12 protein-coding genes are annotated in these 13,811 nt (G+C 74.9%); 3 read left to right on the top strand and 9 right to left on the bottom strand.

Annotation, left to right across the window (positions count from 1 at the left end; all coding sequences use genetic code 11):
• Positions 1–507 precede the first annotated feature (507 nt).
• Entirely contained in the window at positions 508–1,209 is a 702-nt protein-coding gene (locus Q2K16_RS19250; RefSeq protein WP_302739014.1) for a prepilin peptidase, read from the top strand.
• 6 nt (positions 1,210–1,215) lie between these two features.
• Here the strand turns inward: Q2K16_RS19250 and Q2K16_RS19245 are convergent, their stop codons facing one another.
• Positions 1,216–1,839, bottom strand: coding sequence for a phosphatase PAP2 family protein (locus Q2K16_RS19245; protein ID WP_302739013.1), 624 nt, complete (start codon positions 1,837–1,839; stop codon positions 1,216–1,218).
• Positions 1,840–2,007: 168 nt separating this feature from the next.
• On the opposite strand from Q2K16_RS19245, the gene Q2K16_RS19240 reads away from it, so the two are divergent.
• The gene (locus tag Q2K16_RS19240) at positions 2,008–4,359 is read left to right on the top strand and encodes a glycoside hydrolase family 65 protein (protein ID WP_302739012.1); all 2,352 of its coding nucleotides are present in this window, start codon (positions 2,008–2,010) and stop codon (positions 4,357–4,359) included.
• On the opposite strand, the gene Q2K16_RS19235 is transcribed toward Q2K16_RS19240, so the two are convergent.
• On the bottom strand, positions 4,324–4,809 hold the full coding sequence (locus tag Q2K16_RS19235; protein ID WP_302739011.1) for a hypothetical protein: 486 nt from the start codon (positions 4,807–4,809) through the stop codon (positions 4,324–4,326). The two genes, Q2K16_RS19240 and Q2K16_RS19235, sit on opposite strands and share 36 nt — an antisense overlap.
• A gap of 186 nt (positions 4,810–4,995) precedes the next feature.
• On the opposite strand from Q2K16_RS19235, the gene Q2K16_RS19230 reads away from it, so the two are divergent.
• A complete protein-coding gene (locus Q2K16_RS19230) occupies positions 4,996–5,778 on the top strand; it encodes an SAM-dependent methyltransferase (protein WP_302739010.1) in 783 nt (260 codons plus the stop codon).
• A 27-nt stretch (positions 5,779–5,805) separates the two neighbouring features.
• Here the strand turns inward: Q2K16_RS19230 and Q2K16_RS19225 are convergent, their stop codons facing one another.
• The 7 genes from Q2K16_RS19225 to Q2K16_RS19195 form a co-directional block, all read right to left on the bottom strand.
• Positions 5,806–6,807, bottom strand: a complete 1,002-nt coding sequence (locus tag Q2K16_RS19225) for an NADPH:quinone reductase (RefSeq protein ID WP_302739009.1) — start codon at positions 6,805–6,807, stop codon at positions 5,806–5,808.
• Entirely contained in the window at positions 6,804–8,030 is a 1,227-nt protein-coding gene (locus Q2K16_RS19220) for an MFS transporter (protein WP_302739007.1), read from the bottom strand. Before Q2K16_RS19220 ends, Q2K16_RS19225 begins: the two co-directional genes overlap by 4 nt.
• Positions 8,031–8,244: 214 nt before the next feature.
• Positions 8,245–8,718 carry an RrF2 family transcriptional regulator gene (locus tag Q2K16_RS19215; protein WP_302739005.1) on the bottom strand — a complete coding sequence of 158 codons (474 nt, stop codon included), beginning with the start codon at positions 8,716–8,718 and terminating at the stop codon, positions 8,245–8,247.
• Positions 8,719–8,747: 29 nt separating this feature from the next.
• On the bottom strand, positions 8,748–10,715 hold the full coding sequence (locus Q2K16_RS19210) for a chorismate-binding protein (protein WP_302739004.1): 1,968 nt from the start codon (positions 10,713–10,715) through the stop codon (positions 8,748–8,750).
• A gap of 91 nt (positions 10,716–10,806) precedes the next feature.
• The gene (locus Q2K16_RS19205) at positions 10,807–11,454 is read right to left on the bottom strand and encodes an isochorismatase family protein (RefSeq protein WP_302739002.1); all 648 of its coding nucleotides are present in this window, start codon (positions 11,452–11,454) and stop codon (positions 10,807–10,809) included.
• Between the two features lie 20 nt (positions 11,455–11,474).
• The gene (locus tag Q2K16_RS19200; protein ID WP_302739000.1) at positions 11,475–12,248 is read right to left on the bottom strand and encodes a 2,3-dihydro-2,3-dihydroxybenzoate dehydrogenase; all 774 of its coding nucleotides are present in this window, start codon (positions 12,246–12,248) and stop codon (positions 11,475–11,477) included.
• Positions 12,245–13,810 (bottom strand): class I adenylate-forming enzyme family protein, encoded by a 1,566-nt coding sequence (locus tag Q2K16_RS19195; protein WP_302738999.1) that lies wholly within the window; start codon positions 13,808–13,810, stop codon positions 12,245–12,247. Before Q2K16_RS19195 ends, Q2K16_RS19200 begins: the two co-directional genes overlap by 4 nt.
• Between the last annotated feature and the right edge of the window lies 1 nt (position 13,811).

The raw sequence follows: 13,811 nt of genomic DNA, 5'->3' as shown, positions 1-13,811 counted from the left end.
GCATGCGGCGGTACTCCGGGGTGATGTCGATCGGACAGTTCCGGGTGCTGCGGCATTTACCTGTGCGGATCTGTGCGGATGGGTGGTTTCTGGCGTCCGACGCGGCTGCTCGGGGTTGCGTCGTACCCAAGGGGCGAGCATAGGCTGACGTGCGCCGATGCAACAGAGGCAATTCATCCGAGCACTCACCGTGATGGGCAGGAGTGACCGAAGGTGGGCGATGTCCAGGGTGTCCGGCCGGTGTCACCGGTGCCCGTCGATCGTGGGCCGGTGCCGGCCGATCGGGTCGGCCCGGTAGGCGAACCGCCTGCGTCGCCGGAGGATACGGGACGGGTCGAGCGGGCCGGCCCGATCCGTTCCCCGAAGGTCACGATCGATGCCCCGGAAGCGCCAGGCGGGGCGGGGGACGCTCAGGTCTCCACTGCGGAGACCGACCTGATATCGGACCGTTACGTCGACCCCGTCCGGACGTCACGCTCCGTGTCTGTCCTCCGTCGACTGGCCGGGATGCTGACGGTCGCACCGGTGCTGCGGCTCGCGGTCGCCCGGTACGCCGTACCCCCGGGGGTGGCCGACCGGGCCGGGTGCGACGGCTGCGGTGCCGCGGTCGGGCTGGACCGGCCGCTGCCGGCGCTCGGGCCGACGGCCCGCTGCCCGGCCTGTGCGGGCCGGGTCGGTGCCGCGCCCTTCGCGGTCGAGGCGCTGCTGGTGGTGGCCGTGGCGGTGCTGGTGCTGGTCGACGGGCCGCTGGCCGAGCGGGCCGCGCTGGCCTGGTGGCTCGGCTGCGCGGTCCCGCTCGTACTCGTGGACCTGGCGGTGCACCGGCTGCCGGACCGGCTCACCTGGCCCGCCGCCGTCGGCACCTGGGCGTTGCTCGGGGTGGCCGCGGCGACCGGGGCGGAGGCTGGGGCGTGGCTGCGGGCGGTGACCGCCGGGGTGGCGCTCGGCCTGGCCTTCGCCACCACCACACTGCTGCTCGGCCGGCGGGGTTTCGGCCTCGGCGACGCCAAGCTCGCGCTCGGGGTGGGGGCGCTGCTCGGCTGGCAGGGGTGGGGGGCGGTGGTGACCGGGCTGGTGCTGACCTTTCTGCTGTCGGCGCTGGTCGGGGTGGCGCTGCTGGCCAGCCGCCGGGTCGGGTGGTCGAGCCACCTGCCGTTCGGGCCGTTCCTGGTGGCCGGCACCTGTGCCGCGCTCCTGCTGGTCGGCTGACCCGGCTCAGCCGACCCGCTGACCCCGGTCGACCTCCCGGGTGGCCGGGTCGGAGTGCCGGCGCAGCATCTCGGCGAGGGGCCGGGCCGCCGGGAGGGTGACCAGCAGGGTCACCGCCAGACCGAGCAGCAGGCCGGCGAGGACGTCGTGCGGGTAGTGCACGCCCACGAAGACCCGGGAGAACGCGGCGAGCAGGGCCAGCGGGGCGGCCAGCAGACCCCATCGCGGGGACAGCAGCAGGACGGCGGTGGCCAGCGCCCCGGCGATCGTGGCGTGGTTGCTCGGGAAGGACCAGTCACCGGTCGGCGGGCACGGTGCGGCCAGGATGGTGACCGCCCCCCGACAGGGCCGCTCCTGGTCGACCAGCGACTTGAGCAGTTCGCTGCACCCGTACGCCAGGACGACGGTGGCCGGCGCGACCAGGGCGAGGGCCCGGCCCCACGGGTCGGGCCGGCGCAGCCGGGGCACGGCGACGGCCACCAGCATCAGGCCGAGCAGCAGGATCACCCCCTCGGTGAAGTGCACCGCGAACCACTGCACCGGGGCCGGGGCGGTATCGGCAACGTCGACGACGTCGCGGTACCACTCCTCGCTGATATCGGGAATGTCTGTGGTAATCGTCTGTTTCATCACTCACCTCACCGAAGTGTCATACCTCTTTTAGACCTATCGAGGCGTAGGAACCGGGTGGAGCGGTCACATGGTGCGCGATGCCGGGGCTGATCCCCGCTTCCGTCACAGCGAGTTCACAGCGGTCCCCGCGATTGGCCGCCCACCGCCGCCGGGTACCTCCCCGCCGTGCAGACGGACGAGACCTGGCAGATCCGGCGGACCGCCACCGACCTGGACCGGCTCGGCGAGACCGAGTCGGTCTTCGCCCTGTCCAACGGCTGGGTGGGCTGGCGGGGCACCCTCGACGAGGGCCAGCCCTACGGCATGCCGGGCAGCTACCTCAACGGGTTCCACGAGCGGCGGCGACAGCGCTACCCCGAGGACGGGTACGCCTTCCCGCAGGAGAGCGACACCGTGATCAGCGCACCCAACGCCGCCCTGATCCGGCTCTGGGTGGCCGGCGAACCCCTCGACCTGCGCACCGGGACCGTCCGCGCCCACGAGCGCACCCTCGACCTGCGGGCCGGCGTGGTGCGCCGGTGCACCGACTGGATCTCACCGGCCGGGCACGGGGTGCGGGTCCGCAGCACCCGGCTGGTCTCGCTGCCCCGGCACGCCGTCGCCGCCGTCAGGTACGAGGTCGAGCCGCTGGACGACCGACCGGTCGAGATCCGGGTCTGCTCGGACGTGCTGGCCAACGAGCGGGTGCCCGAACGCGCCGACGACCCCCGGGCCGCCTCGGTCGTGCACGACCCGCTCCACGCCGAACTGCACCGCCCCGACGGCCACCGGGGCGTGCTGGTGCACCGCACCGACAGCAGCGCCCAACGGGTCGCCGTCGCGGTCACCCACGAGACGGACGCGCCGGCGGGATTCACCGACGGCGACGACCACACCCCGGACCGGCTGCGCACGACCGTCGAAGGGCGACTCGCCCCGGGCGACCGGCTGCGGCTGACCAAGTACGCCGCGTACGAGTGCGCCCCGGTCGACGGCGGCACCCCGGACGAGCTGGCCGACCTGGTCACCGCCGAGGCCGACGCCGCCCGCCGGCACGGGTTCGACGCGCTCCTGGCCGACCAGCGGGCCGTGCTCGACGAGCGGTGGCGCACCGCCGACGTGGAGATCGACGGCGACCCCGAACTCCAGCAGGCCGTCAGGTTCTCCGTGTTCCACCTGCTCCAGGCCGGCCGGGCCGACGGCGACCGGACCATCGCGGCGAAGGGACTCACCGGCAACGGCTACGACGGGCACGTGCTGTGGGACACCGAGAGCTACGTGCTGCCGGTGCTGACGTACCTGCTGCCCGGGGTGGCCCGGGGCGCGCTGCGCTGGCGGCACGCCCACCTGCCGCAGGCCCGGGAGCGGGCCGCCGAGCTGCGGCTCACCGGAGCCACCTTCCCCTGGCGCACCATCGGCGGCCGGGAGTGCTCCGGCTACTGGCCGGCCGGCACCGCCGCCCTGCACGTCAACGCCGACATCGCCGACGCGGTGCTGCGCTACGTCACGGTCACCGGCGACGAGGAGTTCCTCGCCGACACCGGGCTGGAACTGCTGGTGGAGACGGCCCGGCTGTGGGCCGGCTACGGCCACTGGTCCGACGACGGCGCGTTCCACGTCACCGGCGTCACCGGCCCCGACGAGTACGCCGCCCTGGTCGACGACAACGTCTTCACCAACCTGATGGTCCGGCGCAACCTGCGGGGTGCCGCCGACGCCGCCGGACGGCACCCGCAGCGGGCCGCCGCGCTCGGCGTCGACCCGGCGGAGATCGCCGGCTGGCGGGCCGCCGCCGACGCCGTGCACCTGCCCTACGACCGCAAGCGCGGGGTGCACCAGCAGGCGGCGGGCTTCACCGAGCAACCCGAGTGGGACTTCGCGGCGATGACCGACGACGACTACCCGCTGCTGCTGCACTACCCCTACCTGGAGCTGTACCGGCGGCAGGTGGTCAAGCAGGCCGACCTGGTGCTCGCCATGCAACGCTGCCCGGGGGAGTTCACCGCCGAGGCCAAGGCCCGCAACTTCGCCTACTACCAGGCCCGTACCGTCCGCGACTCGTCGCTGTCCGCCGGCTCCCAGGCGGTGCTCGCCGCCGAACTGGGCCACCTCGACCTGGCGTACGACCTGCTCGCCGAGGCGGCCCTGCACGACCTCGCCGACCTCGGCGACAAGACCGGCGACGGGCTGCACCTGGCGGCCCTGGCCGGGGCGTGGACGGCGGTGGTGGAGGGCTTCGGCGGGCTGCGCGACGACACCGGCGAGCTGTCGTTCGACCCCCGCCTGCCGGCCCGGATCGACCGGCTCGCCTTCCACCTGCGCTGGCACGGGCAGCGGCTACGGGTCACGCTGACCCGCGACGGGGCCCGCTACGAGCTGCCCGACGCCGGCCCGGAGACGACCGTCGCGCTGCGGCACGCCGGGGAGGCGGTCACGGTCAGCGGCGCGGCGGCGGTCACCCGGCCCCTGCCGCAGCTGCCCGACCCGGGGCCGGAACCGCCGTCACCGCCCGGCCGACGGCCCGCCCGCCGGGCCTGACCCGCCCCGCATCCGCTCCCGCACCACCGCCAGCTCCTCGAAGGCGTACGCCCAGTTGTGGCACTTGAAGCTGCGCAGGCCGGTGACCGGGGTGTGACAGTCGAGGCAGTGCACCCCGGCGATCCCGTCCGGGATCTCGGTGTTGACGTAGCGACGGTCACCGAGGATCACCGTGGCGATCATCAGCGGGTCATGCACCCCCTTGAGGGCCGAGGCGACGATGTCCAGCCAGGTGGTCCGGCGTCCACACTTGGGGCAGTCCGGCTGGTCGCCGCTGACCCACAGTGGTGCGCCGATGCTCTGCGCCGGCATGCCGAGCAGCTTCTCCAGCCGGCGTACGTCGTGCTCCGGGGTGGTCCAGCGGTGCCGCCCCGGCAGTGAGGCGGGTGAGTCGTACACGGCCCGGAACAGGGCCGGGTCCACCTCCACGGTCTCCCGGGCAGTGTTCATCGGATGCCTCCTCGCCGACAGTCGGTGTCACCGTCATACCGGCAGGTGACGGTCGTGGGCTGCCGGCTCGCCGACACGGGGGGTCAACATGTCGTCGCCCCGGGTGCTAGACATCAGGGCGCAGGACGCCCACCGCCCGGCGGTGGGTCGTCCCGCAGCGACGACGCGAGTGGAGGGAGAGGGCCGGTGACCGCGCCGACCGACGCCGAGCAGGGGCCGAACGTGGCCCGGATGTACGACTACTACCTCGGCGGGTGCCACAACTTCGCCGCCGACCGGGCCGCCGCCGAGCAGATCCTGCGGATCTTCCCGGACACCGGGATCGCCGCCCAGGCCAACCGGCACTTCCTGCGCCGGGCCGTCCGGCACGCCGCCGAGCTGGGCGTACGCCAGTTCCTCGACATCGGCGCCGGGCTGCCCACCCAGGGCAACGTGCACGAGATCGTCCGTCAGGTCGCCCCCGACTCGACGGTGGTCTACGTCGACTACGACGAGGTCGCCGTCACGCACGCCCGGCGGCTGTTGCCGGCCGACGGGCGGACCACCATCGTCCGGGGTGACCTGCGCCGACCGGACGAGCTGCTGGCCCACCCCGACGTCCGGGCGGCGATCGACTTCGACCGTCAGGTGGCCGTGCTGCTGGTGGCGGTGCTGCACTTCGTCACCGACGCCGAGCAGCCGTGGGACGCCGTCGCCCGGCTACGGGACGCGACAGTCCCCGGTAGCCCGCTGGTCGTCTCCCATCTCACCACCGACGGGGCCCCGCCGCTGCCCACCCGCCAGGGGCAGGCGGTCTACCAGCGCAGCAGCGCCCCACTGGTGCCCCGTCCGCACGCCGACGTGCTGCGCTTCCTCGACGGCTACGACCTGGTCGATCCGGGGCTGGTCCGGGTGGCCGAGTGGCGACCCGACGGGGAACCCCGGGAGCGGATCTCCCACGGCTACGCCGGGATGGGCCTGCGCCGCTGACCGCCGGGCCGGCTGCTCCGGCGGCGGTCAGGGTGGGGTGGGCAGCAGGAGGGTGCGTACCCCGTGCAGGCCGTCCTCGGCGCGGCGGTGCGCCTCGGCGGCGGCGGCCAGCGGGAGCGTCTCGACTTTCCGGGTCCGCAGCCGGCCGTCGGCCAGCAGCGCGTTGATGGCCCGCGCCGCGTCGGCCAGCTCGGCGACGGTGGCGTGGGAGATCACGAAGCCCAGCACCGCGCCGTCGCGCAGGTACAGCTCACCGGCGGGCAGCGTCGGGGTGGTGCCCAGGCCGGCCAGCACCAGCACCCGGCCCCGGGGGGCGAGCAGGCCGACGGTGCTGGTCAGGTCGTTGACCCCGGCCGCGTCGAGCACCACGTCCACCCCGGACGGGCAGGCCCGGCGGACCTGGGCGGCCCAGTCGGCGTCCCGGTAGTCGACCACCGGCTCCGCGCCGAGGCCGGCGCAGTGGTCGGCGTCGCGGGGGTGCGCGGTGGCCACCACCCGGGCCCCGGCGGCACGGGCCAGGGTGACGGCGGCGCTGCCCACGTTGCCGCCCGCGCCGATCACCAGCACCACCTCGCCGGGGCGGACCCGGGCGTGGGTGACCAGGGCGAGGTAGGCGGTGGCCGCCGGGTGTGCCACCGCCACCGCGGTCAACGGGTCCACCCCGGCGGGCACCGGGTAGAGCCGGTCGGCGGGCACCGCAACCCGGCCGGCGGCGGCACCGGGCCGGCCGGCGTGACCCATGCTGTTGCACCACACCCGGTCGCCCGGGGCGAAACCGGTGACGGCCTCGCCGACCCGCAGCACCGTGCCGGCCAGGTCCCGCCCGATGACGAACGGGAAGGTCAGCGGGGTACGGAACGCGCCGGACCGGACGAAGGTGTCCACCCGGTTCACCGGGCTGGCCTCGACCCCGACGAGCACCTCCGTCGGCGTCGGTTCGGGTGCGGGCAGCGGGCCGACCCGGATCGTCCCGGCGGGCCCGGTACGGTCCACGTACGCGGCGGTCGTGGTGTCCGTCGCGCCGGTCACGACGCCACCGCCGGGGTACGCCTGGTGATCCACCGTCCGAGCTGGAGCACCAGCAGGGCCAGCACCGCCCCGGCCGCGCCGAGGGCGTACATGGCGGGCACGCCGGAGACGAGGGCCGCCCCGCCGGCGGTGGTGCCGAGGCCGATGCCGAGGTAGATGGCCGACGAGTTCAGCGACACCACCAGCGGGGCCTGCTGCGGCGCGGCGGCGATCAACCGGTGCTGCTGCGCCGGGGTCTGACACCAGCTCGCCGCACCCCACGCGCCGACCAGCAGCCCGACCAGTGGCATCGGCGCGGACCCGGCGGTGCTGAGCGCGCCGAGCACGCCCAGCGCGACGGCCATCACGGCGTACCCGACCACCAGCACCGGCACCGCGCCCCACCGGTCGGTGGCGTAGCCGGAGGCGACGTTGCCGGCGACCGCGCCCGACCCGTAGAGCAGCAGCATCAGGTTGACCTGGTACGCGCCGACGCCGAGCGCGCCGAGGGTGGGCACCGCGAAGGCGTACACCGTGTAGCAGGCGGCCATGCCGATCACGGTGAGCGGCAGCACGGCGAGCACGGCCGGCCGGCGCAGCGCGGTCAACCGGGCGCGTAACGGCACCGCCGCCGCCCCGGGCAGCGCGGGCATCGCCAGCCGGACGGCCACCGCCACGGCGAGCGCCAGCAGGGCCACCGCGACGAGCGCGGCCCGCCAGCCGAGCCACCGGCCGGTCAGCCCGCCCAGCGGCACGCCCAGCGCGGTGGCGACGGTGAGCCCGCCGATCACCACGGCCAGGGCCCGCCCGCGCAGCGCCGGTGAGACCAGGGAGGCGCCTGCCGCTCCCGCGTTCGGGGTGTACGCGGCGGCACCGGCGGCGGCGACGATCCGCCCGACGATCAGCACCGGCAGCGTGTCGGCGGCGGCCGAGAGCAGGTTGCCGGCGGCGAGCACCAGCAACGCGGCGACGAGCAGGGTGCGGCGCGGCAGCCGGGCGGTCAGGGTGGACAGCACCGGGGCGAGGACGGCGTACGAGATGGCGAAGACCGTCACCGACTGTCCGGCGGCGGCGGTGGAGACCCGCAGCGCGGCGGCCATGTCGGGCAGCAGCCCGGCGACCACGAACGCGTCGGTGCCGACGGCGAAGGTGCCGGCCGCGAGGATCAGCGTGAAGCGCAGGCCCCGGCCGGGCCCGGCGGTGGTGTCCGGCCCCGGGCCGGTGCGGGTGTGCAGGTGGGACATGAGGTCTCCGGATGCGGGACGGCATGCGGCGGCGCGGCGGAGCGCGCCGGCACGGGATTCGGGTGTGGACGACCATCCGGTGCGGGCGGTGGGGGAACCGCCCGCACCCGGCGGCCGGGACCGCGGGGCGATGGTGCGGTCGCGGGTGGACCGGTGGCCGGCGGGTACGCGGGCCGACGGTCGGTCGGCGGTCGCGTGGGTGGCGGCCGGGGCGTCAGCCGCGCAGCAGCGCGTAGCGGCGACGGGTGCGTTCGGCCGCCTCCGCCGGTGCCGAGGCGAGCAGGTCGGCGAGGGTGTGGCCGGCCAGCTCGCGTCGCCAGGCCAGGTCGGCGCGGTGCATGACGGTGCTGATGGCGCACGGGGTGCGGAACTCCGGCGCGGAGGGGTCGACCCCCGCGCCGCGCTGGCGGATCTCGGTGCACCGGAACGGGTTGTCGGCCCCCTCGATCGCCGCCGTCACGTCCATCACGGTCACGTCCGCCGGTTGGCGGGCGAGCCGGAACCCGCCGCGCGCGCCGGGCACCGACTGGAGGATGCCGGCCCTGGTCAGGGCCTGGAGGCACTTGGTGAGGTAGGCCGGGGGCAGCTCGAACCACTCGGCGAGCCGGACGGCGGGCATCGGGTGTTCGCCGCCGATCCAGGCGAGGGTCAGGCAGCAGTGCAGCCCCCACTCGACCTGCTCGCTCATCCGCACAACCTGGATAGTACACGTCCTGGTTAGCGTCGGAAGTCGACGCCGACTGCCGAACAGGCGCGTCCCGCCCCCGGCTGCGGCAGGACCCGCAGCAGTTCCCGCAGGATGCCCACCCCGTCCTCGGTCAGGATCGACTCCGGATGGAACTGCACCGACGCGAACCCGGCCGCCCGCAGCGCGTACACCTCACCGGTCGCCGGGTCCCGGCTCACCTGCACCGTCTCGGCGTGCCGTCCCTGCGGCAGCAGCGAGGTGGGGCAGCGCCCGGTGAAGGTGTTGTAGAAGGCGACCCGGTGCGGCACGCCGAACAGCCGGATCTCCTTCTGCACCCCCTGGTTGGGCACCGGCAGCCGGTGCAGCGGGATGCCCAACAGGTCGCACAGCACCTGGTGGCTCAGGCACACGGCGAGGAACGGGCGGCGACCGGCCAGCAACGCGCCGATCGTGTCCCGCAGCAGCCGCACCCTCGGGTCGCCGCCGTCGCGCGGGTCACCCGGACCGGGCCCCAGCACCACCAGGTCGTACGCGTCGACGGTGAACGGCTCGTCGTGCCGGCGTACCGTCACGTCCAGCCCCAGCGAGCGCAGTTGCTGGCCGAGCATGACGGCGAAGGTGTCCTCGGCGTCGACCACCAGCACCCGCCTGCCGTCGAGCACCGGATCGGCGTCGCCGGGCCGGTACGGGTCCCCGGCGTCGGTCTGGTCGGACGCCAACCAGAACCGGCCGACCCGCTCGTTGCGTTGCCGCAGCGCCCGGCGTACCCCCGGATGGCCGGCCAGTCCACCGACCGGCTGGGCGTGCAGGGCGGTCAGCAGGCCGGCGGCCTTCGCCCGGGTCTCCGCCGCCTCCGCCACCGGGTCCGAGTCACGCACCAGCGTCGCGCCGACCGACAGGCGCAGCCGGCCACCGGAGTCGATGTCGGCGGTGCGGATCACGATCGTCGAGTCCAACGTCCGGCGGCCGGCCCGGTCGTGGCCGATCAGGGCCAACGCGCCGCTGTAGTAGGCGCGGCCGGTCGGCTCGTACCGGCCGATCACCCGGGTCGCGTTCTGCAACGGGCTGCCGACCACGGTCGGGGCGAACATCGTCTCCCGCAGCACGTCCCGCACGTCCGCGTCGGTGGCCCCCTCGACCAGGTACTCGGTGTGCGCGAGCCGGGCCATCTCCCGCAGGTACGGGCCCCGGACCCGGGCGCCGTCCGGGCAGATCCGGGCCATCATCTTCAGTTCCTCGTCGACGACCATGAACAGCTCGGCCGTCTCCTTGGAGGTGGCGAGGAAGTCGAGCACGCCGGGCAGGGTCGGCCCGGACTCCGGGTACCGGTAGGTGCCGCTGATCGGGTTCATCACGGCCCGCCCGCCGGTCAGGCTGACGTGCCGTTCCGGGCTCGCCCCGACCAGCGTCCGGTCGCCGGTGTGCACCAGGAACGTCCAGTACGCGCCGTTCTCCGCCGCGAGCAGTCGACGGAACAACCGCAGCGCGGCGGTCAGCGGGTCCCCGCCCAGGTCGGCGATCCAGGTGCGCTTGAGGACGAAGTTGGCCCCCTGGCCGCTGCCGATCTCGGCGTCGAGCACCGCGTGGACCAGCCCGGCGTACGCGGCGTCGGACAGGTCGTAGTCGCCGGGGCCGACCGGGATCTCGCCGTCGGGGATGCGCCGCAGCACCTCGGCCAACGGCAGCACCTCCTGCTGCTCGACCCGCATCGCCAGTAGCGGGGTGCCGTCGTCGGGGGCGTCGAACCCCCGCTCGGCGAGCTGCCGGTAGGGGATCAGGACCAGCAGGTCCTGGCCTTCGGCCGGGTCGGCCGGCTCGGGCAGGGGCAGCTCGGCCAACCGGTCGACCGGGGCGACAGGTCCGGCGAGCACGTCGACCCAGCCGTACTCGTGCGCGTACGGCCGGTGCAGCAGGGCGAACGGTCCGTGGCACCCGGCGCGGTCGGCGGGTGGCAGCGCGACCGGTCCGGACGGCGCTGGTCGGTGCTCCGCGGACATCGGCCGCCTCCTCTCGTGGTGGGTGGCCGACCGGCCGGTGCAGGGGCCGGCCGGTCGGGGGGTGGGACGGTGCGTGCCGGCCGGCCCGTGCTCAGGCGTGGGCGGCGGTGGTGACGGGCAGCGCGGCGAGCAGGGTGTCGGTGTCGGCGACCACGGCGCACCGGTTCGCCGCGTAGGTCAGGGCCATCCGGTGGTCGTCGGCGGTGAAGTCGGCCACCGCGTCGGCGGCCACGAACGTCTCGATGTCGTGCGAGAACGCGTCGCAGGCGGTGGCCAGCACGCCGACGTGCGCGTACACGCCGCAGACGACGAGCTGGTCGCGGCCGGCGGCGCGGATGCGGTCCAGCAGGTCGGTGCGGTGGAAGGCGCTGTACCGCCACTTGGTGAACACCCAGTCCCCGACGGCGGGGGCCAGCGCCGGGTCGACCCGGCGCTGCTGCGGCTCGGCGGTCATCCCCGGCCCCCAGAAGTCGGCGAGTAGGCCCCGCTGGAGGGGGGTCATCGACCCCGGCTGCGCGGTGTACGCCACCGGCACCCCCAGTTCGGCGCAGCGGGCGCGCAACCGGGCCGCGTTGTGCCGCAGGGCCCGGCCCGGCTGCGCGTCGGGCGGGAACGGGCGCAGGAAGTAGCCCTGCATGTCGTGGACGAGTAGCACCACACGGGCCGGGTCGGGGGTCCAGCCGACGGTGTTGCCTGGCAGTTCGGGCAGGTCGTACCGGATGGTGTCCGGGATGCCCACGGTTGCCTCCTCGGTCGGGCTCAGACGCCGAGCGTGGCGCCGCCGTCGACGGTCAGGTGCTGCATGGTGATGTGCCGGGCGTCGTCGGAGATGAGGAACAGCACGGCGGCGGCGATGTCGGCCGGATCGGCGATCCGGCCGAGCGGAATGCCCACCCGGTACGCCTCCGGCACCCCGCCGATGGTGGAGCGCCGGGCGGCGTCGTCGGGTAGCAGCGCGGCCAGCATCGGGGTGTCGGTGGAGCCGGGGGCCACCACGTTGCACCGGATGCCGTACCTGGCGAGTTCCAGCCCGAGGGCCTTGGTGAACGCGGTGGCCGCCGCCTTGGACGCGCCGTACGCCGACATGCCGGCGCGGGCGGTGCCGGCGGCGTTGGAGGCGACGGTGACGATGGTGCCGCGCCGTCGGGGCACCATCCGGTCGGCCACCGCCCGGCAGGTGTGGAACACCCCTGTCGCGTTGACCGCGAAGGTGAGCTGCCAGTCCTCCTCGGTCAGCGTGCGGGCCTCGCCCGGGCGCAGCACCCCGGCGGCGTTGACCAGCGCGTCGATCGGCCCGAGCGTCCGTTCGACGGTGTCCACCAGGTCGCGTACCGCCGCGCCCGAGCGGACGTCGGCCGGGTACGCGGTCAGCGGCAGCCCGGCGGACCGGGCCTCGTCCACGGTGGCCCGTAGCCGGTCGGCGTCGCTGTCGACGGCGGCGACCGGGGTGCCGCGCCGGGCCAGCGCCCGCGCCACCTCGGCGCCGATCCCGCCGGCCGCGCCGGTGACCAGGGCCGTGCCGACGGTGCTCACCGACCGATACCTTCGGCGACGAGCGCCCGGGCCAGCTCCAGCCGCTTGATCTTGGTGGTGGCGGTGTGCGGCAGGTCGGCCAGCCGGCGGTGCACCGGGTCGGCCATCGGCGGCAACCCCTGGGCCGCCGCCTGCCAGGCGTCGAGGTCGAGGGGCTTGTCGTCGCGGGTGCAGACCACCGGCACCGGCCGGCCCTCGGTGCCCACGATGATCACTTCGGTCAGGTCGCTCATCCGGGCCAGCAGGTGGTCCTCGGCGACCAGCGTGCTGCCGAAGCCGGGCACCACGTCGACCTCACGGTCGAGCAGGTGCAGGCAGCCCCACCGGCTGCGGTAGCCGACGTCGCCCATCTTCCACCAGCCGCCGTCTACCTGGGCCGCGTAGCGTTCCGGCTCACCGAGGAAGGTGATCGCCCGCCCGTCGCTGCGGGCCTCGATCCGGCCCGGCGACTCCCGGGTCGGGGGCCGGCCGTCGACCGACACCACCCGGATGTCGGTCATGCCGGGGAACGGCACGCCGACGCAGCGTCCGTCGTGCTCCGGCTCCCACCGCCGGCTGTACGTCCGGCCGACCACCGGGCCGGTCTCGCTCTGCCCGTACAGCTGGGCGAACTTCGGGTTGCGGTGGGCGGAGGCGGCCAGCATCCGGCGGATGGTGCGCGGGTGGATCGCGTCGAACGTGCTGCTGAAGTAGCGGACGCTGGCCAGCGGCCGGCGCGGGTCGTCGGCCAGTTCCTCCCAGCGCAGGAACGAGTTGGGGTGTGCCTCGATCACGCCGGGCCGGAACCGGGTGAGCAGTTCGGCGGCGCGCGCCGGGTCGTCGTCGGCCAGCACGATCAGCGGTACGCCGCGCGACAACGTCAGCGTCATCGCGCTGATCGCCCGGGAGTGCACGAACGACACGTGCAGCAGCAGCGGTTCCCGACGGCGGACCAGCGCGGCGATGGTGGCCTGTGGCCGGTACCGGGCCTGGAGCGACCAGCCGGTGTGCACCGCCATCTTGGGGATGCCTGTGGTGCCTGAGGTGTGGGTGACCAGCGACGGGTGGTCGGCGGGCATGGTCACCGGCGCGACCCGGGGTACGCCGGCCAGCTCGGCCAGCGCGGTGCCCGCCGGGTGGGTGCCAGCGGCGAGCAGCACCCCGTCGGCCAGCTCACCGACGCCCTCGGGCAGGCTGCCGGTCAGCTTCGCCTCGTCGGTGAGCAGGTACGCCGGGGCGGCCCGGCGCAGCAACTCGGCGACCGTCGTGCCGTCCAGCTTGGGCGAGAGCAGCACCGGTACCGCGCCGATGCGGGCGACGGCGACGGCGAGCAGCGGGATGTCGAACCCGTCCGACTTGTGGACGACCACCCGGTCGCCGGGGCGGATGCGCGCCGCCCACAGCCGGGAGGCGAGGTCGTCGACGAGGTCCGCGAGTTCGGCCATGGCGATCCGGCGGCCGAGTTCCGGGGCGACGTCCAGGTCGTGGTCGAGGATGAGCAGGTTGGCGGGGTGCCGGGCGAGTGCCCTGTCGAACACCGTGCCGAGTCGGATTCCCTGGTTGGCGACGCGTTGCAGCAGCATG

It is taken from the genome of Micromonospora cynarisoli (assembly GCF_030518815.1).
Taxonomy (GTDB): Bacteria; Actinomycetota; Actinomycetes; order Mycobacteriales; family Micromonosporaceae; genus Micromonospora; species Micromonospora wenchangensis.
The sequence above is the reverse complement of the archived record's forward strand: the minus strand, read 5'-3'. Positions and strand labels throughout refer to the sequence as shown.